Below are 24720 nucleotides of genomic sequence, written 5' to 3'. Positions count from 1 at the left end.
GCTCAGCTCTCCGGAAGGTCGTTGGCCGCGGCCATGAGCGTCTGCTTGCTGTAGTCGGCCCGGCTGACCGTGGTGACGAGCCGGCCGCGGGCCAGCACCACCGTGCGGTGGGTCAGTTCCATCAGTTCCTCCAGCTCGGACGAGGCGACGACGACGGCCGCGCCCTCCTGCGCGGACCGCTCGATGAGCCGGTAGATCTCGGCCTTCGCGCCGACGTCCACGCCGCGGGTGGGCTCGTCGAGGAGCAGGAGCTTCGGGCGGTTGGCGAGCCAGCGGCCGAAGATGGCGCGCTGCTGGTTCCCGCCGGACAGCGTGCGGATGGGCTGCTCCTGCGACGCGCACCGCACCTTGACCGACTGCCGTATCTCCTCGGTGAACTTCCGTTCCGAGCGCGGCGACAGGCCGAGCCGGAAGCGGGCGAGCCGCGGGAGGGCGGCGAGCGAGATGTTCCACCGGACGGGGGCGTCCAGCAGCAGCGACTGGTGCTTGCGGTCCTCGGGGATGAGGCCCACGCCCGCGGCGACCGCGTCCGCCGGGTGGCGGGGCGCGTAGGGCTCGCCGTCCAGCCGCATCGACCCGCCGCCGAGCGGGATCGCGCCCATCAGCGCGTGGACGAGGCGGCTCCGGCCGGAGCCCATCAGCCCGGCGACGCCGAGGATCTCGCCGCGCCCGACGCGCAGGTCGATCGGGCCGATCCCGGCGGCGGTCAGGCCGTCCACCCGCAGCACCGGCTCGGCACCGGCGGCGAGCTGCGGGAGTTCCCCGACGAGGTCGGTCAGCTCGGCGCCGACCATGGCGCGGATCATCGCCTCCTGCGTCGCCTCCTCCGGCGCCAGGTCGGCGACGAGGCGGCCGTTGCGCAGCACGAGGACGCGGTCGGCGACCTGCTGGACCTCGTCGAGCCGGTGGCCGATGAACACCACGACGCGGCCCCGCGCGGCCAGCTCGCGTGCCGAGTCCAGCACCCGCTGCGACTCGACCGGGCCGAGCGCGGACGTCGGCTCGTCCAGGACGAGGACGGACGGGTCCCGCCCGAGCGCCTTGGCGATCTCGATGAGCTGCTGCTGCGCGACCGACAGCCGCGACAGCGGCCGGTCGACCGGGACGCTGAAGTCGAGCCGCTCCAGCAGCGCGGTGGCGGCGCGCTCGGTGGCGCGGCGGTCGTAGACGACCCGGCCGCCCCCGGCGCGCCGGCCGAGCATCAGGTTCTCCGCCGCCGACAGCTGCCCGACGAGCGGGAACTCCTGCGACACGGTGGCGACGCCGAGCTCCTGCGCGTGCGCGGGGTCGCCGTTCTTCAGCGCCGTGCCGCCGATCCTGACCTCGCCGGACGTGGCGGCGGTGATGCCGGTGATGATGCTGATCAGCGTCGACTTGCCGGCGCCGTTCTCGCCGACCAGGGCGACCACCTCACCGCCGCGCAGCCGCAGGTCGTCGACCCGCAGCACCTCGACGGGGCCGTAGGTCTTCCGGACGCCCGCCACCTCGACCGAGGCGGCGGGGGAGGTTCCGGTCACTTGGCCGTCACGCCCAGCTTGGCGAGGTCGTCGAGGTACTGGGACAGGTTCGCCTTGGTGACCAGGCCGATGCCGGAGTTGAGCGTGGAGGCGCCGTCCTTGTCGACCAGGTAGGGCTGGACGAGCTTCATCGTCGCGTCCTTGCCGAGGACCTTCATGGCGGTGAGCAGGTACACGCCCATGTAGCCCTGCTGGTACGGCCGCTGGAGGATCATCGCCTGGACGACGCCGCTCTTGACGAACTCGACCGTCTTCGGCTCCGCGTCGTCCGCGACGATCTTCACCGCGCCGGACTTGCCGGCGCCCTTCACCGCCTGCCCCGCGGCCGGCCCGTCGTACGACCAGACCGTGTAGATGCCCTTCAGGTTCGGGTTGGCCTGGAGCGCCGTCTGCGCGTTGGACAGGGCCTTGGACGGGTCGGCGTCGTCGTTGAGCGTGTCGACGATCTTGATGCCGCTGCCCTCGACGGCCTTCTTGAACCCGGCGATGCGCTGCACGGCGTTGGCGGCCGTCAGCGAGCCGGTGAGGATCGCGACCTCGCCCTTGCCGCCGAGCAGGGTCTTCATCGCCGTGCCGGCCTGCTGGCCGGCGTCGGTGTTGGGGGTGCCGAGGTAGACCGTGGGGTCGGTGGTCCCGGCGAGCGGGGAGTCGATCGCGACGACGCTGATGCCCGCCTTCTGGGCGGCGTTGACCGGGCCCTTCACGGCGGACGGGTCGACCGCGGACAGCGTGTACCCGTCGATCTTGTCGGAGCGCAGGGTGTCGAGGATGGACAGCTGCTGGTTCAGGTCGCCGCCCGCCGGGGCCTGGAACTCCGCCTTGACGCCGAGGTTCTTGGCGGCGTTCTCCATGCCCTTCTGGCCCTCGGTCCAGTACGCGGACGGGCTGTTGATCACCATCGCAACGCGGACGTCCTTCAGGTCCTTGCCCTTCAGCGCGTCCGTGATCTTGCCCTCCAGCTCCTTGAGCTGCGGGTCGTTGAACGCGACCGAGCCCTGGAGCTTGGCGGCGGCGTCGCCGGCGGACTTGACGCTGTCGTCGCCTCCGGCCGAGCTGCACGCGGACAGGCCGAGCACGGCGAGGGCCGAGGCCGTCGCGCCGGCGCGCATCAGGCGGCTCTTCAACATGGTTCTCCTTGGGGGTGTCGTGTGCGCACGGCGCACGAGATGAGGTGAAGTCGGTCGGGGTGGGGACGTCGCCTCACCACTCGGCGAAGGAGCCGTCGGCGTGCTTCCAGAGGGGTGTCCGCCAGGCGTGGCCCCGCGAGGCCGCGCGCCGCACCGCCGCCTCGTCGACGGCGACGCCGAGGCCGGGCAGCGGCGGGGCGGTGATCGCGCCCTCGTCGAAGCGGAAGTGCTCGGGGTTCTCGATGTAGTCGAAGAGCTCGGCGCCGCCGCCGTCGTGGTAGTGGATGCCGAGCGACTGCTCTTGGATGAGGAAGTTCGGGGCGGCGAGGTCGACCTGGAGGCACGCGGCGAGGGCGAGCGGGCCGAGGGGGCAGTGCGGGGCGAGGACGGCGCCGAACGTCTCGGCGAGCGAGGCGATGCGCCGCACCTCGGAGATGCCGCCGGCGTGGGACACGTCCGGCTGCACCACCCGGACGCCCGCCTCGAGCACGGGCAGGAAGTCCCAGCGCGAGTAGAGGCGCTCGCCGGTCGCGATCGGCGTGGCCGACGACTCGACGAGCCTCCGCAGGTTGGCGTGGCCGTTCTCGGGTGTCACCGGCTCCTCGACGAAGAGCGGGCGGTACGGCTCCAGCTCCGGGATGAGCCGCTTCGCCGCGGCGGCCGACACCCGGCCGTGGAAGTCGACCGCGAAGTCGAGGCCGTCGCCGAGCGCGTCCCGGACGAGCCGCGCCCGCTCGACGATCTCCGCGGTCTCGGCGGCGGACGGCAGCGGGCCGAGCTGGGCGCTCGCGTTCATCTTGATCGCCGTGAGCCCGGCCTCGCGCTGGGCCCGCGCCGCGGCGGCGACGTCGGCGGGACGGTCCCCGCCGATCCACCCGTACACCCGCACGCGGTCGCGCACGGGGCCGCCGAGCAGCTGGTGGACGGGCGCGCCGTGTGCCTTGCCCGCGATGTCCCACAGCGCCTGGTCGATCCCGGACACGGCGGAGGAGAGCACGGGCCCGCCCCGGTAGAAGCCGCCCTTCGTGAGCCGCTGCCAGTGGTCCTCGATGCGCAGCGGGTCGGTGCCGAGCAGCGCCGGCGCCAGGGCGTCGACGGCCGCCCGGACGACGCCGGCGTGGCCTTCGAGGGTTCCCTCGCCCCACCCGTCGATCCCGGCGTCGGTCGACACCTTGACGAACATCCACCGGGGCGCCACGAGGAACGCCTCCACCGCACTGATCCGCACCATCTCTCCCACCCGTTGCGCTATAGTATGAATAATCATACTTGAGTGAGAGAAGGTCAAGGCTTTGTCCAAACCGGGAAGTAGCGTCGTCCCTGTTCGCCCCCTGTTCCCCCGACCAGCCCCCAGGAGCCGACGGTGACGTCCCTCGGATCGACAGGAGCACGGCCGAACGGCCTGCACGCGCAGCTGGTGGACGCGCTCGGGACGCGGATCGCGCACGGCGACCTCCCCGTGGGCGAAGTCATCTCCCCCGAGCAGATCGGCGCCGAGTACGAGGTGTCCCGGCCGGTCGTCCGCGAGGCGCTGCGCACTCTCGAAGTGCTCGGCATGGTCCGCGCCCGGCACAAGGTCGGCACGACCGTCCAGCCGCAGGCGCGGTGGGCGCTGCTCAACCCGCAGGTCATCGCCTGGCGGGCGGACGGCCCCGACGCCGACGTCCAGCTGAAGGAGCTGATGGCGCTGCGCGAGGCGGTGGAGCCCGCCGCCGCGAAGATCGCCGCCCGGCACGGCGGCGCGGACCTGACCGGCGACCTCCACGAGCACCTGGCAGGGATGCGCGACGCCTACGAGCAGCGCAACCGCGTCGCGTTCGTGGCGGCCGACACCCGCTTCCACCACACGATGCTGGAGGGCGCCGCCAACGCCGTCTTCAGCCAGCTCGTCCAGACCCTCATCGCCACGCTGCACGCCCGGTACTCCGACCGGCGGCAGCTGTTCACCAGCGACACCGCGGCCTCGCTCGACCGGCACGAGAGCGTCATCCAGGCCATCGCGGCCACCGACCCGGAGGCCGCGGAGGCCGCGGCCCTTTCGCTGGTCCGCGCGACCCGCGTGGAAGTGCTCGACGAAGACCCGGCATTGGAGCGCTGACGTGCCCGTTCCCCCCGCCACCACGCCCCTGCCCACATTCACCCTGGCCGGCCGGCTCGCACTGGTGACCGGATCCGGCCGCGGCATCGGCCTCGCCATCGCGCGCGGCTACGCGCTCGCGGGGGCGCGCGTCGTGCTGAACGGCCGCGACGCGTCCCGGCTCGAGAGGAGCGCCGCCGCCCTGAGCGAGGAGATCGTCGCCCACGACCCCGGCCGGTCGGCCGGGGACGTCCGGTTCAGCGTCTTCGACGTCACCGACCCGGACGCGGCGGAGCGTGCGTGCGAGGAGATCGTCGCCGCGCACGGCTGCCCGGACATCCTGGTGAACAACGCCGGGGTCCAGATCCGCGGCCCTCTCACCGGGATGCCGGTCGACGACTGGAAGCGCGTGCTCGACGTCCACCTGACCGGCGGGTTCACCGTCGGCCGCGCCCTCGCCCGGCACATGCTCCCGCGCGGCAGCGGGAAGATCATCAACATCTGCTCGGTGCAGAGCCGGCTCGTCCGCGCGACCACCGCCCCGTACGCGGCGGCGAAGACCGGGCTGGCCGGGCTCACCCGCGCCATGTGCGCCGAGTGGGCACCGTCCGGCATCCAGGTCAACGGGCTCGCGCCCGGCTACATCGACACCGACCTGAACGCGTCTCTGGTCGCCGACCCCGAGTTCAGCGGCTGGATCACCAAGCGCACGCCGGGCGGGCGCTGGGGTCGCGTCGAGGACGTCGTCGGCCCGGCGATCTGGCTCGCCTCGCCCGCGGCGGACTTCGTCAACGGCCAGGTGATCTACGTGGACGGCGGAATGACGGCGGTGATCTGAGTGGACTCCAGGGCGCTCATCGTCTCCGGTCCCGGGACGCTGACGGTCGAGACGCGGTCCGCGGCCGGGCCGCGGCCGGGCGAGGCGGTCGTCGCCGTCGTCTACGGCGGGGTCTGCGGATCCGACGTGCACTACTGGAAGGACGGCCAGATCGGCGAGTCCGTGCTGCGGGCGCCGATGGTGCTCGGGCACGAGATCGTCGGCGTCGTCGCCGAGCCCGCCGCCGACGGGTCGGGCCCGGCGCGCGGCAGCCGGGTGGCGGTGCATCCGTCGCAGGTGTGCGGGCGGTGCGGGTACTGCCTGCGCGGCGACCAGAACCTCTGCGAGGACCTGCGCTACCTGGGCAGCGCGGCCCGGATGCCGCACACCGACGGCGGGTTCGCCGAACGGCTGGCCGTCCCCGCGGACCGGCTCGTCCCGATCCCGGACGGGCTCGACATGCGGACGGCCGCGCTCGCCGAGCCCGCGTCGGTGGCGCTGCACGGGCTCAGGCGGTTGGAGCGGCTCGGCGTGCCGGTGGAGGGCGCCGACGTCCTCGTGACGGGCGCCGGACCCATCGGCCTGCTGGCCGTCGCGATGGCGAGCAGTTCGGGGGCGAGGACGGTCACGGCGACCGACGTCTTCGACCGTCCGCTCGACCTGGCGCTCAAGGCGGGGGCGACGCACGTCGTCCGCGCGGACGGCGGCGCGCCGATCCCGGCCGCCGACATCGCGATCGAGTCGTCAGGGTCGCCGCAGGGGTTCGCGTCCGCCATCGGGACGCTGCGGCGGGGCGGGACCGTCGTCAACGTGGGGCACCTGCCGTCCGGCGGCGTCACGGCCCCGTTCCACCTGGCCGTCACGCGGGAACTGACGATGACGGGGTCGAGCCGCTTCCACCACGAACTGCCGGAGGCGCTGTCGATCATGAGCCGGAACGCGGAGCGGTTCGCGCCGATCGTCACGTCCGTCTTCCCGCTGGACGACGCGCTGACGGCCTTCCGGGAGGCGGCCGATGCCGAGCGCTCCAGCAAGATCCTGCTGTCGTTCACGGAAGGGGCGACCGATGGATGAGGCGAGCCTCCTGGACGAGCTCGCGTCCCGGCGGCTGCTGGCCATCGTGCGGGGAACCGACGCCGATGCCGCGCTCCGCACGGTGATCGCGCTGGCGGAGGAGGGCGTCCACCTGATCGAGGTGTCGCTCGTGACGCCGGACGCGTGCGGGGTGATCCGCCGGGCGCGGGAAGCCCTCGGCGCGGACGCCGGGCTGGGCGCGGGCACCGTCCTCACCGCCGGCGACGCGGCGCGGGCCGCCGACGCGGGCGCCTCCTACCTCGTGACGCCCGCGCTCACCGAGGCCGTCGCCGCCGGGGGGCCGCCCGTCCTCGCCGGGGCGTTGACCCCGACCGAGGTCGTGGCGGCCATGAACGCGGGCGCGACCGCGATCAAGCTGTTCCCCGCCTCGCTCGGCGGCGTCCCGTACCTGCGGGCGCTCCGCGATCCGTTCCCTGGCGTCCCGTTCGTGCCGGTGGGCGGGGTCGACGCCGCGGCCGCCGCCGGCTACCTGGCGGCGGGCGCCGTCGCCGTCGGCGTCGGCTCCCCGCTGGTCGGCGACGCACCTGGCGGAGGGGACATCGGGGAGCTCCGGGCCCGGTTCCGCCGCTTCAAGGACGCCCTGTGATCGACATCGCCACGTTCGGCGAGACCATGGCCGCGCTGCGGGCGCTCGACCCGGTCAGGCTCGGCGGGACGATGCGGCTGTCCATCGCGGGCGCCGAGTCCAACGTCGCGATCGGCCTGGCCCGGCTCGGCCACCGCGTCCGCTGGACGGGCCTGGTCGGCGACGACGAGACCGGCGAGCTGGTCCTGCGCACGCTCCGGGCGGAGGGCGTCGACGTCACCCGCGCCCGCACCGACGAGCGCGGGCCGACCGGGCTGATCCTGTTCGAGCGGAGGGTGGCCGACCTGACCCGGGTGATCTACCACCGCGCCGGGTCCGCCGCGTCCTTCCTCGCGCCGGACGACGTCCTGCCTTCGCTGGACCCCCGGCCGCGGATCCTGCACGTCACCGGCATCACCCCGGCGCTCGGCCCGCGCCCCGCCGCCGCCGTGCTCTCCGCGGTCACCGCCGCCTCCAAAGCCGGGACGCGCGTCTGCCTGGACGTCAACCACCGCGCGTCCCTCTGGAGCCGCGCCGAGGCCTCGGACGTCCTGCGCCCCCTGCTCCCGTGGCTGTCGATCGTGATCGCCTCGGACGACGAGCTGGACCTGATCGCCCCCGCCGCGACCGAACGCGACCGCGTGAAGGCGCTGCTGGACGCGGGCGTGACCGACGTCGTCATCAAGCGCGGCGCGGACGGCGCCACCGCCCACACCCCCAAGACCGAAGCCCGCGCACCGGCACTGGACGTCCCCGTCGCCGACACGGTCGGTGCCGGGGACGCCTTCACCGCCGGCTACCTGTCCGGCGTCCTCGACGGCCTGGACCTGCCCGCCCGCCTGAACCGCGCCGTCACGACCGGCGCCTTCGCCGTGGCGTCCCCCGGCGACTGGGAGGGCCTCCCCACCCGCCGCGAGCTGCCCCTCCTAGAGGCCCCACCCGGCACCACCGTCCGTTGACCTCCGGCGTACACGGGTCAGGTTCATGAACTCACGCCGCGCCGGCCGGTTGCAGCCCTCGTGTGTACACCGTCAGAGACGGCAGGGACTGATAGCGTCGGGGCCGCATGCAGGTTCTTTCGCATGCGGGCCCGGACTGTCACGACGGGTGCGGTACGGCTGGCCGGTCCCCCACCGCGATGCGGTGGACGTCGCCGATCGGGACGGCGGGCGCCACGTGCAATTGGTCGTGCTCGCCCCTCGGACACGCGTGGCCGGTGTAGCGCGGATTGGTCAGGATGGTCTTCACGGCGCTCTTGGCCCACGCCAGCCCCTCACGGTTCCGGTTGCGTGCCCGGTCGTGGGCGGACGGACAGGGGACGCCGTCCCGGGTCAGCCCCTCAGCGATGGCGAACAGCCCCTTCTCAGGTGAGCCGTCCAGACCGAGGAACCCGCAGAAGATCCGCTGGACCACCGGTGCCGCGTCGGCGTCGATGTCCAGCTTGAACAGGCGCTTGCCGTCAGCCGCCTTTCCCGGATGCAGGTGCGGCCCACCGTCCACAAGCTTGTAACCATAGGGCGGACGCCCTCCGAGATAGCGGCCCTCGGTGGCGGCGATGGCCGCCATACTGCTGCGGACTCGGGTCCGGACACCGACCGGGCTGCCCACGTGGCCGGCGAGATCGAACCCGCGGGCCGTCCAGGACCATGCGGACGATCGGCAGACGGCGGCCTGCGGCCCGGGCTCCGCGAACCGGTGCGGCAGCCGGGACGGAGCGGACGGCTGGCGTGAGCGCCGAAGCGTCATGTGCTACCCGACGCCAGGGGTTTCTTTTCGTGTGCGTCGGCGAGGCGCTTGCGATAACGGACCTGGATTATTTCCGTGCCGCCACGGGAGTTGGTCTTGGTGCATCCGTCATGGGACCATCCCCGGCGGTGGTAGAACTCACGCGCAGATATGTTTGTTGACAGTACCCACAGGGTCGCTTCCACGAATTCACTGCCGGTAAGTAACTCTACGGCCTCTGCGTGCAACTGCGTCCCGATCCCCTTCCGCCATTGGCCAGGCTGCAAATAGATAGAGTAGATCTCCCCGGTTCTCGGGGCGGCATCGCGATCACGGCTGGCACCGAAACTGACGAATCCGATAATGTCCGCTTCTTCCGCTACGATCACATGGATCTCTGAGCTCGCGAGCCGGTTCGACCAGGTTCGTTCCCATGCGGTGTGGGACAATTCGTCGAGATACCGTTGTGGCAGCAGGCCCCGGTAGGCGGCGCGCCAGGACGCGATGTGCAGACGAGCCAGCGCCGCGGAATCGCCGCGTCGCGCACAGCGGATCGTCAGCCGAGACGGGGAGGTCAAGCCGAATCCTCCTCCCGTGATCCCCGCCGGACGCCGCGGGCGGCCGCCCAGCCGACTCCGGCGCCGAGCACTGAGACGAGGCTGACCGTCAGCCAGGTCGGCGTGTTCCCGAATCCGTGGACCCGCAGCATGACGAAAGGCGCCAGCCCCATGGCGATCTGGCCTGCCCCCCTGAAGGCGCCCATGTAACTGCCGCGCATTCCGTCTGGCGCCATGCGCACGGCGAGGCTCTGGGAGACCGGGGCCCACAGCATTTCACCGATGACGAACGCGCAGGCCAGCAGGACGATACCCGCCGCGTTGGGCAGTGCGACGAGGATCAGGAAGGAGACGCCCATCAGCAGGCTGGCCAGGATGAGTTTCGTCGAGGCGGAAAGATTCCGGGTGAGTCGCGTGGTTCTCATCTGAAACAGCACGACGATGATCGGGTTGATCGCATAGATGAATCCCCAGGCCGACGGCGCGAGACGGTAGCTGGACACGGCCACCACAGGAAGCACGGACGAATAGGTTACGTAAATGAAGTAGCCGAGGAACGTCGACGCCAGAAGCAGCACGAACGGGCGATCTCGCCAGATGGTGCCAGTGGCGGACGGCTTCGCCTCCCAGTCCTGCCCGTTCTCCCGAGGTCCGGTTCTCGCCGGCATCCAGCGCAGGACGGCCGCCACGGTCACGAACCCCAAGGCACCCGCACAGACGAAAAGCAGCGTCCAATTGTGCTTCAGGAGCACCAGGCCCGCCAGCGGCGGCCCCAGAACAGAGCCGATGTTGAACATGACGCGGGTAGCGGCGTAGGCACGTTCCTGCTCGCCCTCATCGACCAGGTCGGCGACGGCGGTGTTGCTCGCCGCCGTCGCCGGGGAACCCGCCGCCATCGCGAGGACGGCGCATCCCAGCTTGGTCGCCGGGCCGCCCGGCACCAGCGGTAGCAGCACGATCAGCAGGCAGGCCAGCGCCCACCCTCCGGCCATCACGCGGCGCCGCCCGAGCCGGTCCGACATGCGGCCCCCGACATACCCGGTGACCCCGCAGCCGACGGCGTAGCCGAGGAACATCAGGCCGACCGCGGTCGAAGACGCGTGCACGGACGTCTGCGCCCAAACTCCGGCGTAGCTCCACACGCCGGTGAAGGTGGCGGTGCTGACCAGCGTGATCAGCAGGATGGGCCACAGCGACGGCGCCACGCCGTCGCCGAGGACGAGCGTGACGGCACGCGCGCGCAGGGTCCTGGCGCGTGCGGCGCTGCGGGGTCCGGTCGACGCTTGGCTGGTCATGCGGCTCCTGGGGGCGAGGCGGATGGAACGGGGGCAGAGCCTCAGCGGGGACGGGTTCCGAGCGCCAGCATGTAGGAGGGAGCCTGCTCGCTGTCCTCGGTACCCAGGATCCGGGCGAACCGCTCGTCGTCCAGTGCCGGGGTCAGGAAGGTCCTGACGTCCAGCGCGGCGGCCACCGTCAACGCGGTCTGCATGAAGGCACCGAGGTCGAACTGCGTCAGTCGGTAGGCGTGCGAGGCGGGGACGCGGGTCATGTACTCAGCCCAGTTGACGGCGAAGATGACGAAGGCGGGGGCTCCAACGCTGAAGTCCTGGTCCCAGAGCAGGTCGCTGATGGACTCCATTTTCGGCCGTCCGCTTCCGGTCGGCTCCAGCGCGTGATGCGCGGGGCTGTAGCGAAACCGCCAGTCGACGTCCAGCAGTTCGGCCGGCCCGTTCTTGGGGTCGAGCAGCAGGAACGCCGTCACAGGCGAGGCGGCCGCGTGCTCGTCCCGCCTTGCGGGGGAGAACCCGGTGGTGTGGAGGTTCCTGCGGCCAGCGGGTACTACGGGCCTGAACGTCCAGTGCAGGATGTCGGCGAGGTCCTGTACCGACAGGGTCGTCCCGTTGAAGTTGCGATGCGTGCGGCGCCGCCTCACCGCGTCGAGGGCGGGGACGTGCTCCAGCCGGGCGGACGCGGGCGGCAGGGGGATGGCGCGGGCGGAGACGGTGTCGCGCGGAAGCGGAAGCGGCTCCGCTTGCGGGGCCGCGCGCGCCTCGTCCGCCGATCCGCCGGACAGTCTCGTCGCGGCGTGCAGGACGGCCGCGTCCCTCCAGCCGATTCCGGACCAGGTGCGCTCGGACGCGGTGGGCTCGGACGGTTCGGAAACCAGCAGCCCGTCCGCCACGAGGCGGTCGGCGATCTCCTGTGCCCGTTCGGACGGCAGCTCCGCCGCCTCCGTGATCCGCTGCGCCAGCTGCGCCCGTGTGATGGGGCCGCGGAGGCCGACCAGGAGCGTTGCCAGCGCCGGTGAGGCGGTGCGGAAGCTCTGCCGGCGGGGGCCTTCGCCCCAGGCGACTTCGAGCCGGCCGGGATCGACCAGCGCGCGGCGTCCGATCACCGATCGGACCGGCCAGAGCGGCGGGTCGTCCGGTACCTCCAACAGGTCCTGCTGCGACTCACCGAGCACGGTTCCTCCTCCCTACACCGAGGGCGGCCACTGCGGACTCCTCCCATTCGTCGCGCAGGCCCAAGACCCGGCCCACTCGGGACTCGTCCACGGCCGGCGACGCGACGACCTGAAGGTTCAGCGCCGAAGCCGTCAGCCGCAGCACTTGGGCCGCATGCCCGGCCTCCATGAGGACCATCCGGTAGGACCGGGCATAGCGGTACTTCCAGTTGTGCCGGATCCAGCGGACGGTGAGGAAAAGCACCGCGTCGGCTTCGTCCATTTCCGGATCGCCCAGCGTCGCCCCTTCGACTTCCGCGACGGCGGCGGAATCGCCAATGGGCGCCAGCTCTTTCAGCAGCGGATCGTAGTGGTAGATCCTCGGGTCCAGACCCGCCACCCGGCGGGCGGCCACATACAGTTCCAGCGGATGGCGCGCGCCGCCCGACGGATAGGCCTTCTGCTGGTGCGGGCCAAGCACGGCCACGTCCATGGTGCGCTGCGTGCTGAAGGCGTGTTCGAGCAGCGCGCCGAGATCATCGGCCCGGAGTGTTCCAGGAGCGCTGAGGCCGCCCGCCGGAACGTCTCCCAGCAGCGCTTCCGCCAGCGTCCCTCCTTCGGCCGGCCCCCTGCCCTCCGCTCCGAGGTCGACCGGCGGCCCGATCGCCTCCGCCTCTTTGAAAATGGTCGGCTGCGGGCCGAACGAGGGATCCGCCATGTAACTCTCGAACAGCTCGCGGCCCTTCTCGCTGCCCCACAGCTTCTCGAACCGCAGACCGGTGGTGGCGGCGTGGAAGTCGTAGGCGTCGCGCCATCCCCACCGCTCCCAGGTGTCGCCCTTGACGCGGTAGCGGACCGCGTCGTCCTCACGGACGAGGACATCGTGCTCGATGAGATAGCCGACCAGAGTGGACGCCTCTTCCGGGTCGTCCAGCTCCAACCGCCGCGCCAGCGATCGTTCGAGGTGCTCGCGCCCTGCGGGGACGGTCAGGGACAGCAGCCAGTTCAGAAGCTCGGCACTGGAGAACTCCAGCGTCTGCCGATCGGACCCAGAGCCGCTGTAGACCTTGAAGACGTCGTCCGAGCAGGCGGGCTTCTCCACTCGGAATATCGGGGACAGCTCGTATGCACAGTCGGATGCCGATGGTGCCGGCATTATGCCTCCTCACCGCGGGAGAGCGGGCCCTGCCCGGAAAGGCAGGGCCCGCGAGAATCCGGCTGGATTGGCGATCAGCCGGGGTGCTGCATGGTGGCGTGGATCGACGGGGTCGTGCGGCGGACCTCGACCGATCCCTTCTTGGTCACGACCGAAACAGTCTTCGGCGTCGCGATGGCCTGCATGGCATTCCTCCCTTCCAGACCAGGTCGACAAAACGGACGACCAGTTTTATAACTCGATGTGTCAAACCCGTCAAGACCCCCATCAGCTTGGCAGGCAATACGCTTTGTGAAACCTCCCTGGTCGACGCGGCTCTCTACCGAACCTGAGCGCGAGCGTGACCTATCTCACCCACTCGGATCGCTGCGGCGATCACTTATTCTGTGCCGGTCACCGCCGTGATCACGAGTGGGGGTCACCATGCGTTCTGTTCGAACGTTACGGCTGCTCGCGGCCGCCGTCGCCGTCCTCGGCGTCATCGCTTCCTTGGCGGGGGGCGGTGCTCCCCGTGCCGCCGCCCGGCCCTTCACCTATGACCAACTCAAACCGATCCAACGGCGAATCATCTCCCCGCCCCTCGCGGACGCCTTGCGACCGCGACCGACGGATTCAGCTCCTCGGCCGAGGACACTGAAAGCCCTGGAAACAGTATCCTCGCCTCCGTCGAGCGAGGCGCGGATCGGCACGAATATCAAGGTCAACCAAGATCAGCTGAATGACACCGACGCCGACACGCACGGCCGGGGCCAAGCCCAGAACGAGCCGTGGATCAGCGTCGATCCGACCAATCCGAACAGAGTGATCGCCTCTTACCACGACTACCGCAGGGGCGACGCGTCATGCGGGGTCAGCTATTCGGCCGACGGCGGCCGACATTGGCGGGACTCGACGCTCCCGACCCAGTTCGTACGCGGTATGGCCTATGGCGGCAAGGCCAGATACTTCTTCCAAGCGGGAGGCGATCCCGGCGTCGCCTGGGACAGCCGCGGGAACGCCTACTACGCGTGCGGGATGTTCAATCGCGGCCCCGGCAGCACGCCCTCCCCTGACCTATCGACCGGGTTGTACGTTTACCGTTCGACCGGCACCGGGGGTGCGACCTGGAACTTCGCCGGCAGGCCGGTCGTCGAGCAGCCCGATCTGCAGGGCGAGGGGCTCGACGAGGCGGACCGGCAACTGATCGCGGTCGACGCCGATCCGCGCAGCCGCTTCCGCGACCGCATCTACGTCACCTGGACTCGGATCGGACAGGACGGCACTGCCTACATACTTGCCTCGCATTCGACCGACTACGGCGAGACGTTCAGCAAGCCCGTCGTCGTGAGCCTCGATTCCGTAATGTGCACCTTCCAGCACGGCGCCCCCACCCCGGCGGGCCGGTGCAATGAAAACCAGGGATCACAACCCGTCATCGGTCCGGACGGAGCACTCTACGTCTTCTACAACAACTACAACACGCCGGTCAGCACCAAAGACAATCGTTTCCAGGTTCTGGCATCGCGCTCCACCGACGGCGGAGAGACCTTCTCGCCACCTGTGAAGGTCGGCGACTTCTACGATTTTCCCGACTGCACCACCTACCAAGGACAAAACCCGGACAACGGATGCGTACCAGAGAAAGGCGAAACAAAAAATTCTATTTTCCGGGCCGCCAACTACCCGCAGGGGGAAGTGGACCCGTCCGACCCGCACCACCTCGTCGTCAGCTACGGCTCATATATCAACCGGAACTCCAACGAGCACACCGGCTGCACGCCGATGGGTTTCGACCCGCCGGGCCAGAACAGGACGACTTACGGACCACTCTACGCTGGCGTGAAGAACGGCGGCTGCAACAACGACATCGTCATCGCCACGTCCACCGACGGCGGCAGCAGCTTCGACGGCGGCAGGACCGACGTGCGGCAGATGCCCACGGCGGCCACCAGCCGACAGAAGATGACCGACCAGTTCTTCCAGGGCCTGTCGATTAGCCCACACGGCTCACTGGTCATCGCCTACTACGACCGCCAATACGGAGACGACGAGCGCACTGGGTACTCGGATATCACCCTGACGATCATCCGGGGATCCCGCGCCAAGAATATCCGGGTGACCGCTACGAGTATGCCTCCTCCCACACAGATGTCCCCACCGTATTTCGGTGACATCATCCGCGTGGCGGCCACCAGCACCGCGGCAATGCCGATATGGGTGGATACCCGGCGCAACGCTCTTTTCCTGTGTTCCGGTACCGCACGCCCTGGTGTCCCTCCCCGGCTCTGCACCGGCCCTCCGCCCGGCCCGCAGACGCTGGCGAAGGCCAATGACCAGGACATCGCCACGGCGCAGGTACCGATCACTAATTAGACCGTGTCTTGTTCAGTAATTGGTCGTTGGATCGGTTGTGGCGAGCTTTACCGAGCGGCTGGTTCCGAACGGGCTTTCAGGACGCCCAGCGCGCCGGGGTCGTCCAGCCGTAGTCCGTCACCAGGGGGCCGGGAATGCCAGAGCCTGAGCTGAAGGCCCAGTTCGCGCTGCCGTGCGGGTGTCGGACGGTCCGCGTGGGCACCGGGGAGGCGTTCCAGGATGGCCCACCACGCTTCCCCGTTCGTCCCGGCGTCCAGCAGGCGAGGTGCGCGGACGCCGGTCGCGGCGCGGACGTCCTCGAAGTCGCGGAGGCCTCCCTGGCGGGTGCCGGGGCGAGTGAGCAGGCAGACATCGGCATGGACGCGTGCCGTCGAGGGCAGGGCGCGTGAGCGCATGTCGCGGAGTTGGCCGAGGTCGCCGAAGCCGGGTTGGACGAGGAGGCTGTCTCCTTCGACCGGGAGGCGGACGGCGATGACGTGCTGGCTGTAGCGGAACCCGGCGGTGCGGGCCTGCGGGATGGCCGCCGGTGCAGGGCCGACGAGGCGGCCGCGGTGGTGACGGGCGGTAGCGGGCGTCGGCTCGAGGCCCGAGTGTCAGGTTCCGGTGGGTGGCTGCGGTGGGGCGCCAGGGCCCGGTGCGGCGGGCGGGACTGCCGGGTTGGCCGGTGGATTGGTGAACGGCGTCGGCGGCTGTAGGTACTGAGGCGAGGCAGGCTGCCCTGGGCTGTAGGGCCCGGCGGAGGCGGGGCCGGCCGGGGATGGCTTCTGCGGGGCGCAGCGCGAAGATCGCGGTCAGTCCTCCTGCGACCACGGGCACGAGCAGGATCGCCGTCCAGTTCACAGCTGAGGCTGCGGCTGGGGGCGGGGGAGAGCCGAACGTCCAGACATGGTTGTCTATTTAAACAGAATGTCCGATCACCGGCGCGGTGGGTTGCAGCAGTGACGCCCGCGGCTCCATCTTCTTGCGCGGCTTCGGCGACGCCGGCTCCAGCGTCTGACGCACGGTCGGATGCGAGATACCGTGCGGGCGTCACCGCCGAAGCGGGATGCGTTCTCTCTCTGCGTGTGCATCTTCGGGGTGCGCGTTCACGCAGGTCAGCGCCGTTTGTGTGCGCATGGCCTTCCGTGGGCCCGGTGGCCTGCAGGTCACAGCCCGACCGCGTCTTCCACCACCCGCACGCCACAGGGACGCCGATGGTGAGCCGCGCGCGTCAAGAGTGGAAGAAATCAGAGTCAAGCCACGACCACGGACGGCGAATCACACGGCGACGCATCCGCCGCTCCCGGTAAGCACAAGGCATGTCGCCCTCAGCCTCACAGGGACACCCACCTCTCGAACCGCACGAAGCCTGGCACGTCGACCTTCGTGATCGACGTTCCCAGCGCCAACGGCGCCGTATACGGCTGCTTTCCGTGGTCACAGGAGTGCTGGCCTGCTCGGTGGCGAGCCTCGGCTTGATCCTCGCCGGTCACCCGCACAAGACGCCGTCATCCACCGGCAGCAAGATCGGAGCCGCGGCGATCGGGCGACGCCAGTCGAACTCGTCAACGGATCCTGCACGCCCCTCGGCTTCGCTGCCGCACCGTCAGAATGTGAGCCAACAGGCCCGGCAGGACCGGAGGCTCCACGCGTCCCCCGGCCCGTCCACAGCGCGGACGCCAACGCCGGCCCGCCGCAACGCCGCGCATCTGCAACGGGAGACTGGGAAGCTCAGGCACGGAACCCACGCGCGGCCGCGGGCCCGCAAGCGAACCAACCGTAAACCGCCGGCCTGGGTCGGTCCCGAGTGCCGCAGCCGATTCATGGACGGCCGCCCTCGGCAGTCCGACTGCTTCTCAGCTCTCCAGAACTATTTCCGCAGATAGCGCACCGTGAGGCCGCGTTCGCACCGCAGGGACCAGTCGCAATACCGTCGGATCCGATGGCACCGACCGCACGTGGCACCCGATCTCGGCTGGCGCTGACGGCGCGGCCCGGGGCGGTGCAGAACCGGGGGACGCGCATCGCGTTCCGCGCCTACCCGTCCGGACGCGTCACCGACCGGGCGGGACGGGCCGTCATCACGGCCGGTTACGCGTTCGGGGCGGTGCCGGTGCTCCTGTTGGCCGTCTTCGGCCCGGCGAGACGCCTCGGCCGGGGCTGAGCCGCCCCGGAACGCGTTCCGGCGATGCCAAGATCACGAATTCGGCCCGCCCTGCCCGGCCGGCCGTCCCAGCTCCCGGTCGCGCAGCGCCCTCTTGTCGATCTTCCCGACCGGCGTCTGCGGGAGATCGTCCGCGAACACCACGGTCTTGGGCGCCTTGACCGGGCCGAGCGCCGCGCGGGCCGTCTCGATGACCTTCGCCGCATCGGCCCAGCCCTCGACGGCCGGCACGACGATCGCGCGGACGGCCTCGCCCCATTTGCCGTCGGGCACCCCGATGACGGCGCACTGACGCACTTCCGGCATGGCGAGGAGGGCCGCCTCCACTTCGGCCGGGTAGACGTTGAATCCGCCGGTGATCACCATGTCCTTCTTGCGGTCCACGATGTAGGCGTAGCCGTCCTCGTCGAGGTACCCGATGTCGCCGGTGTGGTGCCAGCCGTGCCCGCGGACCTCCGCGGTGGCCTCGTCGTCGTCCAGGTACCCGGGAGTGACGAGCCGGCCGCGCGCGACCAGTTCGCCCCGTTCCCCCGGGCCGAGCAGCCGGCCGTCGTCGTCCATGACCGCCACCTGGGAGGAGAACGTCGCCTGGCCGCAACTGCGCAGCCGATGCGGATCCCGCCCGGCGGCGGCCGCGGCGACCGCCTCCGGGGCGAGGTAGGTCAGCATGAACGGGGCCTCCGCCTGCCCCCATGACTGAGCGATGCACGGCCCGAACCGCGTCACGCCTTCGGCCACCCGCTCCGGCGAGACCGGGGCGGCGCTGAGCAGCAGCATGCGCAGGCTCGAGCAGTCCCGCGGCCGTTCCCGCTGCCGGTCCAGCAACCCGTAGTACGCGGTGGGCGGCAGGAACACGTGCGTGACGCGCTCGCTCTCGATCTTGTCCAGGACGTCGTCGGCGTCGAAGCGGGTCCGCATGACGATGGTGGCGCCGACCGAGGCGAAGACCAGCCCCATCACTCCGGCGGCGTGGGTGATGGGCGCGACCAGCAGGTTGACCGGGTGTTCGGCCGCCGGCCAATGCCGGGTCGCCGTCTCGATGAGGCTCGCCCATACGTGGTTCGTCCACCGCACGGCCTTGGAGCGTCCGGTGGTCCCGCCGGTCGGCCACGCGCATGCCTCCGCGTCCGGCCGGCCGAACGGGTCGCTCCGATCCGGCACGTCCGAGCCCGCGCCGGCGGCCAGGAAGGAGTCCATCGGCACCCCGCCGGGAAACGGATCGTCGAGGCACACGATGAGCTCAAGGCCGGGTACGGCGGCCCGGATCTCCTCGACCTGCGCGGCGAATCGCGAATGCACGAAGACGGCCCGGCAGCCCACCTGGTTCATGTACTGCAGCGTGGAACTCAAGGCGTTGAGCGTGTTCAGCGGAACCCAGGAGCATCCCGCGCGCCAGATGCCCAGCATCGCCAGGAACGCCTCGGGCACGTTCGGCGCCAGGACACCGACGCGGTCGCCCGGTCCCAGTCCGCTGCCGTGCAGGGCGGCGGCCATCCGCCACGAGTGGTCCACCGCCTCCGAGTAGCCGACGGTGCGCTCGTCGGAAACGATCAGCGGCGCGGCCGGATCGAGCGCCGCTCCCTTGTCGAAGTAGTCGATGACGCGCATGCCCTACCTCCGCTCCGCCGTCTCGCTCGGCCAGTCGGGCAGATACGGCTCGGGGACCACCCGCAGCGTGTTCAGGAACCCGGCCGCCATGCGGTAGAGCCCGACGAGCATGACCAGTTCGATGAGTTCCGCCTGGTCCAGCATGCGCGCGACCGGCTCCCAGACCTCGTCCGAGACATCGGTGTCGCGCAGCAGCTCGTCGGTGAACCGCAGCAGCGCCCGCTCCCGCTCCGGCCAGCGGTCCAGGCTCTCGACCGCGGCGGCGGCGATCTCGTCCTCGGCCACCCCGGCCTCGCGCGCGATCAGGACGTGCTGTCCCCACTCGTACCGGGCGCGGGTGCGCCACGCGGTCCGGAGCACGACCAGCTCACGTTCCCGCGGCGCGAGCAGTCCGTGCGCGCGGAACGCACCGGCCAGCACGTTCCACCGCTTCAGCAGCCGAGGATGCCGCGCCATGGTCAGGAAGATGTTCAACGGACGCCCGTTCGGGTCCGCAAGCGTCTTCGCCAGCGTCTCCGCCAGCTCGCCTTCGGCGTTCTGCACCGGCGGGATACGCGGTTCGCCGTGGTCGGCCACGTCTCGACTCCTTCGGTCGACAGCTCACGGACACTCGTCACAGTACGGTCAGTGAGCGATAGTAAATTTCATTAGGTGAAATCTGCGGCCGGGTGCACCGGCCCCCGCAGGGCCGTGAAGCGCACGGCGCCACCTCGTGGGTGCGGTCGGCCACCGCCACTCGCCGACGCTTCGTCCGCCCTGCTTCCGACCTGCCACCTCTTGACAGCACTCCTTCACGTGTGGCCATAATCACCCCACTCATTGATAGTAACTTTCACTTACTGAGACCTCAATAGGAGGTGTCGGATGGCTTGGCTCTCGCATGCAGGACGCGTGCGTCGATCGGTCCTCACGGCCATGGCCGTGGGCTTGCTCTTGTGCGGGAGCCTGACGGCCTGCGCGAACCGCTCCGGCGCGGCCGGCAAGGACGGCTACAAGATCGCCATGTCCTCGAACTCGATGACCGCGGCACCGGTGCTCGCGGCCCTGTCGCGCAACACCTTCTCCGCCCACGGCATCACCGTGAAGCCCGTCGCGATGAACGGTTCGAGCTCCAACTCGCTGGCCGCGCTGCTCTCCGGAGACACCCAGTTCGCCTTCCTCGGCGGCACCAACGCGGTCGACGCGCGCGCCCAGGGATCACCGGTGGTGATCGTGGGCGCCACGGCGACCAACCTGCTCACCATGTCGGTGTCGAAGAAGGTCGCCGACTCCCTCGCCGAGCGCGGCGTCCGGCCCGACTCGCCGATCGCCGACCGGGTCAAGGCGCTGAAGGGCCTCACCATCGCGACCTCTCCGCCGGGCTCGCTCTCGCACACGATCCTGCTGGGAATGCTGAAGGCCTTCGGGGTGTCGCAGACCGCCGTCAAGGTCGTGCCGTCGGACCCGGGCGCGATGACGGCCGGGATCAAGCGGGGCCTGTACGACGCCGTCTTCTGGCCGGTCGGCGTGATGGAGCCGTCCTATGCCGACGGGACGGCCAAGCTGTTCATCAGCTTCCCGGCCGGGGACGTGCCGCAGATCCCGTCCTTCATGCAGGGCGTCGTCATCACGACGGAACGGGTCGTGAAGAGCAACCCGGACGCCGTCAAGAAGGTGCGGGACGCCCTCATCGACGCCGGGAACCTCATCCGGCAGGACGAGAAGACGGCGAAGACCGCGGTCAAGAACTACGCGTTCGAGAGCGTCGACCAGGCGAGCTTCGACCAGCAGTGGGCCATCGCAAAGCGGGCGTGGCTGACGGACCTCAAGGTGCCGCGCACGCTGTACGACTCGCACATGAAGGTCCAGGCGCTGGTGGGCGACGCGCACTACGACAAGGTCACCTATGACGGCCTGGTCCTGCCGGCGGCCCGCTCGTGAACCTGACGACCGGAAGGAGAAGAGATCCGATGAGCCGACGCAGTTCATCGGCCGGAGCCGGCGTGGCCGGTGACGCGCGCGCCTCGTCGGAACCGGTCGCGGAGTTCCGCGGCATCAGCTTCCGATACGGCGACGGACCCGTCGTCCTGAGCGACGTCGACCTGGAGATCCGGCCGGGAGAGGTGCTGACCCTGCTCGGCGCCAGCGGCTGCGGCAAGTCCACCCTGCTGAAGATGGTCGCGGGCCTGGAGTCGCCCTCCGACGGGACGCTGCTCTTCCAAGGCGAACCGGTACGCGGGGTCAACACCCGCGTCGGATACATGACCCAGGACGACACGTTGCTGCCCTGGCGCACCATCCGCGGCAACCTCGCGCTGCCGCTGCGGATCCGCGGCGTCGCGAAGGCCGAGATCCCCGGCAAGATCGAGCAGGCGCTCGCGCTGGTCGACCTCGGCCACGCCGCCGGGAAGTTCCCCGCCCAGCTCTCGGGCGGCATGAAGCGGCGCGCCCTCCTGGCGCGCAGCACGATCACGGAACCGACGATGGTGCTGATGGACGAGCCCTTCGCGGCCATCGACGCCGACCTGCGCGAGGCACTGCACGAGGAGGTCCGCGCGACCACCGAGCGCCTCGACCAGACGGTGCTGTTCGTCACCCACGACATCAGCGAGGCCGCCCTGCTGTCGGACCGGGTCGCCATCGTCGGAGGGACTCCCTCCGCGACGGTTCGCGAGATCGTCGAGATGCCGTTCGGGCGCGGGCGCGACCTGGTCGCGCTCCGCTCGTCCACCGAGTTCTTCGACATCCAGCGCCGCCTGCGGGAGGCGCTGAGCGCCGCGGGAGGCGAGCGCCGATGACCACCGCCTCGACCGAAGTCGCCCAGGCCGCCCAGGCCGGAACCGGCGCGCGCAAAGAGCGACGCCGGCTGCCGGTGAAGGTCTGGTGCACCCAGCTCGTGATCCTGGCGGCGTTCCTCGTCCTCTGGGAGCTGGCCTCCGGGCCCGTCCTCGACCCCACCCTCGTCTCGAAACCGAGTGACGTCTTCACCCGGTTCGGCGAGTGGATCGGCGACGGAACGCTGATCACGAACGCGCTCGTCTCGATCCGCTCGGCCGCGCTCGGCTTCGTCATCGGAGCGTCCGTGGCGGTGCTCCTCGGCTACCTCGTCGGCGTGTCGAAGTTCTGGGCCGCCGTCGTCGAGCCGTTCGTGAGCGCCGGGTGGGCGCTGCCCCGGATCGCGCTCGTGCCCGTCCTGATCATCTGGGTCGGCATCGGCGCGCCGCTCTCGGTCGCCATCGCCGCGCTGCTGGTGTTCTTCCTGCTCTTCTACAACACCTACTACGGCATCCGCGAGGTGGAGCGGTCCCTTGTGGACAGCGTGCGGATCATGGGCGGGAACCGCTGGACGGTGGCCACCCGCGTCGAACTCCCCTCCGCCTTCGTCTGGATCATCGCGGGGACCAAGGTCTCGATCCCGCAGGCGTTCGTCGGCGTCGTCACCGCGGAGATCCTGGCGTCCAACCAGGGCCTGGGCTTCCTGCTCGCCCGGCGGGCCGGCCAGTTCGACACCACCGGGGCCTTCGCCGTCCTCCTCGCGCTGCTGGTGATCGGCTTCACGCTCGATCGCCTGGTGACGGCGCTCTCGGCGCGCGCACTGGTCTGGAAGGGCAGCAAATAGCGGCCTCATGACCGCGCCGCGGTGGACGAGGCGAGGGCTTCGGTGGTCGGGGGGTCGGCGCCGGGGCGGGCGCAGGTGTACGCCGCGGCGGCGAGGGCCTTGGCGAGGGGGGCGGAGAGGAGGGTCTCGCCGGCGCGCAGCAGAGCCGTGCGTTTCGCGGGATCGAGGAGGCCGCCGGCCAGCAGGCCGGACAGCAGGCCCGACATGAACGCGTCTCCGGCGCCGACGGTGTCGACGACCTCGACCGGCGGCGCGGGCCGTTCGATGAGGCCGGCTTCGTTGATCGCGATGCAGCCGCGGGGTCCGCGGGTGACGACGACGAGGGCGGGGCCCAGGTCGTGCCAGCGGCGGGCGACCTCCGCGGGGTCGGTTCCGGGGTAGAGCCAGGCGAGGTCCTCGTCGCTGGCCTTCACCACGTCGCTGAGCTCCACTTGCCGCTCGACCCGTTCCCGTTCGGCCGTCCGGTCCCGGGCGAAGGCCGGGCGGACGTTCGGGTCGTAGGTGACCACGGGCGCCTCCCTCATCGCGGCCTCGACGGCGTCCGGGACGATCGCGGCCGCGAGCGATCCGGTGTGCAGGACGGCCGTGTCCGGTGGGAGCCGCACCGGTGCGGGGTCCCAGGACAGCGCGAAGTCGTAGGACGGGACGCCCGCGGCGTCGACCGGCACGATCGCGAGCGAGGTGAACGCGGCGGGCCGCGCGTCGAGCGCGGCGCCGGAGGCGGTCACGTGGTCGGTGACGAGGCGGCCGAAGGCGTCGTCGCCGAGGCGGGTCAGGAGCGTCGCGTCCGCGCCGAGCCGGGCGAGCCCGACGGCGACGTTGGCGGGGCTGCCGCCGGGGTCGGCGCGGAAGCGCCGCCCGCCCGGCTCGCCGACCAGGTCGACCAGGGCCTCGCCGAGCACCACGATGCGGGTCATGGTGCCGGGGGGAGGCATCGCAGGACGTCGATGTCGCCGTGCAGGGTGGCCCGTCCCGCGCCGTAGGGCACGACGGCGGTCTGGCCCGCGCGCAGCGGCATCGCCTTCCCGGCTCCGCGCAGTTCGCCGGCGCCGCGCAGGACGATCAGCACCGCGAACGCCGCGTCGAGTTCGGCGCCGTCGCCGGCGAGTTCGGCGCGGAAGAACGGGTCGGCGCCCTCCGCCCACACCCGCCGCACGCCCGGCCTGGTCTCGCCGGCCTCGCCCGGCCGCCGGATGAGCCGCGCGATGTCCTCGGCGGAACTGGCCCGGCCGTCCACGCAGTCGAGGACGGTGTCCCAGCCGAGCCGCAGGTCGGCGTCGGCGCCGTCGGAGAAACCCGCCCATTCGAGCATGACACTGAAGTCGGTCGGTTCCTGGACCTCGATGAGGAACACGCCGGCGCCGACCGCGTGCGGCGTCCCGGCGGGGACGAGCACGGCGTCGCCGGGGCGGACCGTCACCGGGTTCATGCCCGCCAGCATCGCGGCGCCGTCCTGGTCGCGGACCCATTCGCGCAGGCGGTCGCGCCCGACATCCTCCCGGAAGCCGATGTGGACCTTGCCCTCGTCGCCGTCCGGGACGTCCATGACCAGCCATGCCTCGGTCTTGCCGAAGACGCTGCCGAGGTGGTCGCGGGCGAACGCGCGGCTCGGGTGGACGTGCACCGGCAGCCGCTGGCCGGTGTCGAGGAGTTTCACCAGCAGTCCCGGCGACTCGCCCCACGTCCGCACATGCGCGGGGCCGAGCCAGCCGTCCGGGTCGGCGGCGATGGCCGCGCGGAGCGTCCGCCCGCCGGGCAGGACGGTGAGGCCGGCGTCGCCGCCGAAGCGGCTGGTCGCCGACGCGACCCAGTCCTCGGGCCGGTACTCGTCGGGCGGCGGGCTTCCGCGGAAGCGGCCGATGTTCGCGCCGCCCCGGTAGAAGTGCCGGGGCTGGTTCGGGGGCAGGAGGACGGGCTGATCGATCACGGGCCTTACGTTG

At 71.0% G+C, this 24720-nt stretch carries 22 protein-coding genes; 10 read left to right on the top strand and 12 right to left on the bottom strand.

All coding sequences use genetic code 11. The features are described 5' to 3' along the window. Positions 1-2: 2 nt before the first annotated feature. The 3 genes from F8568_RS20350 to dgoD form a co-directional block, all read right to left on the bottom strand. Positions 3-1517, bottom strand: coding sequence for a sugar ABC transporter ATP-binding protein (locus tag F8568_RS20350; protein ID WP_151595160.1), 1515 nt, complete (start codon positions 1515-1517; stop codon positions 3-5). Continuing rightward, a complete protein-coding gene (locus F8568_RS20345) occupies positions 1514-2644 on the bottom strand; it encodes a substrate-binding domain-containing protein (RefSeq protein WP_151595159.1) in 1131 nt (376 codons plus the stop codon). Before F8568_RS20345 ends, F8568_RS20350 begins: the two co-directional genes overlap by 4 nt. Before the next feature lie 73 nt (positions 2645-2717). After that, on the bottom strand, positions 2718-3875 hold the full coding sequence (gene dgoD / locus F8568_RS20340; protein WP_202125181.1) for a galactonate dehydratase: 1158 nt from the start codon (positions 3873-3875) through the stop codon (positions 2718-2720). A gap of 132 nt (positions 3876-4007) precedes the next feature. Between dgoD and F8568_RS20335 the strand changes: the two genes are divergently transcribed. From F8568_RS20335 to F8568_RS20315, 5 genes are read left to right on the top strand one after another with little or no spacing between them, the layout of a single operon-like run. After that, positions 4008-4742, top strand: a complete 735-nt coding sequence (locus F8568_RS20335; RefSeq protein WP_151595158.1) for a FadR/GntR family transcriptional regulator — start codon at positions 4008-4010, stop codon at positions 4740-4742. Position 4743: 1 nt separating this feature from the next. Continuing rightward, positions 4744-5559: an SDR family oxidoreductase gene (locus F8568_RS20330; RefSeq protein ID WP_202125180.1), complete on the top strand. Its 816-nt coding sequence runs from the start codon at positions 4744-4746 to the stop codon at positions 5557-5559. After that, positions 5560-6612 (top strand): L-idonate 5-dehydrogenase, encoded by a 1053-nt coding sequence (locus F8568_RS20325; RefSeq protein WP_202125179.1) that lies wholly within the window; start codon positions 5560-5562, stop codon positions 6610-6612. Next, positions 6605-7219: a bifunctional 4-hydroxy-2-oxoglutarate aldolase/2-dehydro-3-deoxy-phosphogluconate aldolase gene (locus F8568_RS20320; RefSeq protein WP_151595157.1), complete on the top strand. Its 615-nt coding sequence runs from the start codon at positions 6605-6607 to the stop codon at positions 7217-7219. Before F8568_RS20325 ends, F8568_RS20320 begins: the two co-directional genes overlap by 8 nt. Further along, the gene (locus F8568_RS20315; protein ID WP_151595156.1) at positions 7216-8157 is read left to right on the top strand and encodes a sugar kinase; all 942 of its coding nucleotides are present in this window, start codon (positions 7216-7218) and stop codon (positions 8155-8157) included. The genes F8568_RS20320 and F8568_RS20315 overlap by 4 nt, the downstream gene beginning before the upstream one ends. A 139-nt stretch (positions 8158-8296) precedes the next feature. Here the strand turns inward: F8568_RS20315 and F8568_RS20310 are convergent, their stop codons facing one another. The 5 genes from F8568_RS20310 to F8568_RS50495 form a co-directional block, all read right to left on the bottom strand. Continuing rightward, positions 8297-8764 (bottom strand): recombinase family protein, encoded by a 468-nt coding sequence (locus F8568_RS20310; RefSeq protein ID WP_202125178.1) that lies wholly within the window; start codon positions 8762-8764, stop codon positions 8297-8299. Positions 8765-8940: 176 nt separating this feature from the next. Further along, positions 8941-9501, bottom strand: a complete 561-nt coding sequence (locus F8568_RS20305) for a GNAT family N-acetyltransferase (protein WP_160573676.1) — start codon at positions 9499-9501, stop codon at positions 8941-8943. Continuing rightward, positions 9498-10775, bottom strand: coding sequence for an MFS transporter (locus tag F8568_RS20300; RefSeq protein WP_151595153.1), 1278 nt, complete (start codon positions 10773-10775; stop codon positions 9498-9500). The genes F8568_RS20305 and F8568_RS20300 overlap by 4 nt, the downstream gene beginning before the upstream one ends. Before the next feature lie 41 nt (positions 10776-10816). After that, entirely contained in the window at positions 10817-11944 is a 1128-nt protein-coding gene (locus tag F8568_RS20295) for a nitroreductase family protein (RefSeq protein WP_151595152.1), read from the bottom strand. Further along, positions 11934-13025 carry a SagB/ThcOx family dehydrogenase gene (locus F8568_RS50495; RefSeq protein WP_151595151.1) on the bottom strand — a complete coding sequence of 364 codons (1092 nt, stop codon included), beginning with the start codon at positions 13023-13025 and terminating at the stop codon, positions 11934-11936. The genes F8568_RS20295 and F8568_RS50495 overlap by 11 nt, the downstream gene beginning before the upstream one ends. Positions 13026-13502: 477 nt before the next feature. Between F8568_RS50495 and F8568_RS20285 the strand changes: the two genes are divergently transcribed. Together F8568_RS20285 and F8568_RS20280 are read left to right on the top strand one after the other, a co-directional pair. Beyond that, complete coding sequence (locus tag F8568_RS20285) at positions 13503-15431, top strand: sialidase family protein (protein WP_151595150.1); 1929 nt, start codon at positions 13503-13505, stop codon at positions 15429-15431. A 1921-nt stretch (positions 15432-17352) separates the two neighbouring features. Then, positions 17353-17574 (top strand): hypothetical protein, encoded by a 222-nt coding sequence (locus F8568_RS20280; protein ID WP_151595149.1) that lies wholly within the window; start codon positions 17353-17355, stop codon positions 17572-17574. 33 nt (positions 17575-17607) lie between these two features. Here the strand turns inward: F8568_RS20280 and F8568_RS20275 are convergent, their stop codons facing one another. Both F8568_RS20275 and F8568_RS20270 read right to left on the bottom strand, forming a co-directional pair. Continuing rightward, on the bottom strand, positions 17608-19182 hold the full coding sequence (locus tag F8568_RS20275) for a class I adenylate-forming enzyme family protein (protein WP_151595148.1): 1575 nt from the start codon (positions 19180-19182) through the stop codon (positions 17608-17610). 3 nt (positions 19183-19185) lie between these two features. After that, entirely contained in the window at positions 19186-19758 is a 573-nt protein-coding gene (locus F8568_RS20270) for a carboxymuconolactone decarboxylase family protein (protein WP_151595147.1), read from the bottom strand. A gap of 345 nt (positions 19759-20103) precedes the next feature. Between F8568_RS20270 and F8568_RS20265 the strand changes: the two genes are divergently transcribed. The 3 genes from F8568_RS20265 to F8568_RS20255 are packed head-to-tail and all read left to right on the top strand — an operon-like array spanning position 20104 to position 22780. Next, positions 20104-21102 (top strand): ABC transporter substrate-binding protein, encoded by a 999-nt coding sequence (locus tag F8568_RS20265; protein WP_160573675.1) that lies wholly within the window; start codon positions 20104-20106, stop codon positions 21100-21102. 29 nt (positions 21103-21131) lie between these two features. Then, positions 21132-21959 (top strand): ABC transporter ATP-binding protein, encoded by an 828-nt coding sequence (locus F8568_RS20260; RefSeq protein ID WP_151595145.1) that lies wholly within the window; start codon positions 21132-21134, stop codon positions 21957-21959. Then, on the top strand, positions 21956-22780 hold the full coding sequence (locus tag F8568_RS20255) for an ABC transporter permease (protein WP_151595144.1): 825 nt from the start codon (positions 21956-21958) through the stop codon (positions 22778-22780). The genes F8568_RS20260 and F8568_RS20255 overlap by 4 nt, the downstream gene beginning before the upstream one ends. 5 nt (positions 22781-22785) lie before the next feature. Here F8568_RS20255 and F8568_RS20250 read toward each other — a convergent pair whose 3' ends face one another. Together F8568_RS20250 and F8568_RS20245 are read right to left on the bottom strand one after the other, a co-directional pair. Next, positions 22786-23697, bottom strand: a complete 912-nt coding sequence (locus F8568_RS20250; RefSeq protein WP_151595143.1) for a carbohydrate kinase family protein — start codon at positions 23695-23697, stop codon at positions 22786-22788. Next, positions 23694-24707, bottom strand: coding sequence for a class I mannose-6-phosphate isomerase (locus F8568_RS20245; protein WP_151595142.1), 1014 nt, complete (start codon positions 24705-24707; stop codon positions 23694-23696). The genes F8568_RS20250 and F8568_RS20245 overlap by 4 nt, the downstream gene beginning before the upstream one ends. Positions 24708-24720 lie beyond the last annotated feature (13 nt).

Source organism: Actinomadura physcomitrii, assembly GCF_008923205.2.
GTDB classification, from domain to species: domain Bacteria; phylum Actinomycetota; class Actinomycetes; order Streptosporangiales; family Streptosporangiaceae; genus Spirillospora; species Spirillospora physcomitrii.
The sequence above is the reverse complement of the archived record's forward strand: the minus strand, read 5'-3'. Positions and strand labels throughout refer to the sequence as shown.

What these genes read in the sequence shown, in the direction of transcription:
- F8568_RS20310 (WP_202125178.1), bottom strand. Translation starts at nt 8,764, where the DNA reads ATGGCGGCCATCGCCGCCACCGAGGGCCGCTATCTCGGAGGGCGTCCG.
- F8568_RS20280 (WP_151595149.1), top strand. Translation starts at nt 17,353, where the DNA reads ATGGCACCGACCGCACGTGGCACCCGATCTCGGCTGGCGCTGACGGCG.
- F8568_RS20300 (WP_151595153.1), bottom strand. Translation starts at nt 10,775, where the DNA reads ATGACCAGCCAAGCGTCGACCGGACCCCGCAGCGCCGCACGCGCCAGG.
- F8568_RS20345 (WP_151595159.1), bottom strand. Translation starts at nt 2,644, where the DNA reads ATGTTGAAGAGCCGCCTGATGCGCGCCGGCGCGACGGCCTCGGCCCTC.
- F8568_RS20260 (WP_151595145.1), top strand. Translation starts at nt 21,132, where the DNA reads ATGAGCCGACGCAGTTCATCGGCCGGAGCCGGCGTGGCCGGTGACGCG.
- dgoD (WP_202125181.1), bottom strand. Translation starts at nt 3,875, where the DNA reads ATGGTGCGGATCAGTGCGGTGGAGGCGTTCCTCGTGGCGCCCCGGTGG.
- F8568_RS20320 (WP_151595157.1), top strand. Translation starts at nt 6,605, where the DNA reads ATGGATGAGGCGAGCCTCCTGGACGAGCTCGCGTCCCGGCGGCTGCTG.
- F8568_RS20285 (WP_151595150.1), top strand. Translation starts at nt 13,503, where the DNA reads ATGCGTTCTGTTCGAACGTTACGGCTGCTCGCGGCCGCCGTCGCCGTC.
- F8568_RS20255 (WP_151595144.1), top strand. Translation starts at nt 21,956, where the DNA reads ATGACCACCGCCTCGACCGAAGTCGCCCAGGCCGCCCAGGCCGGAACC.
- F8568_RS20250 (WP_151595143.1), bottom strand. Translation starts at nt 23,697, where the DNA reads ATGACCCGCATCGTGGTGCTCGGCGAGGCCCTGGTCGACCTGGTCGGC.
- F8568_RS20275 (WP_151595148.1), bottom strand. Translation starts at nt 19,182, where the DNA reads ATGCGCGTCATCGACTACTTCGACAAGGGAGCGGCGCTCGATCCGGCC.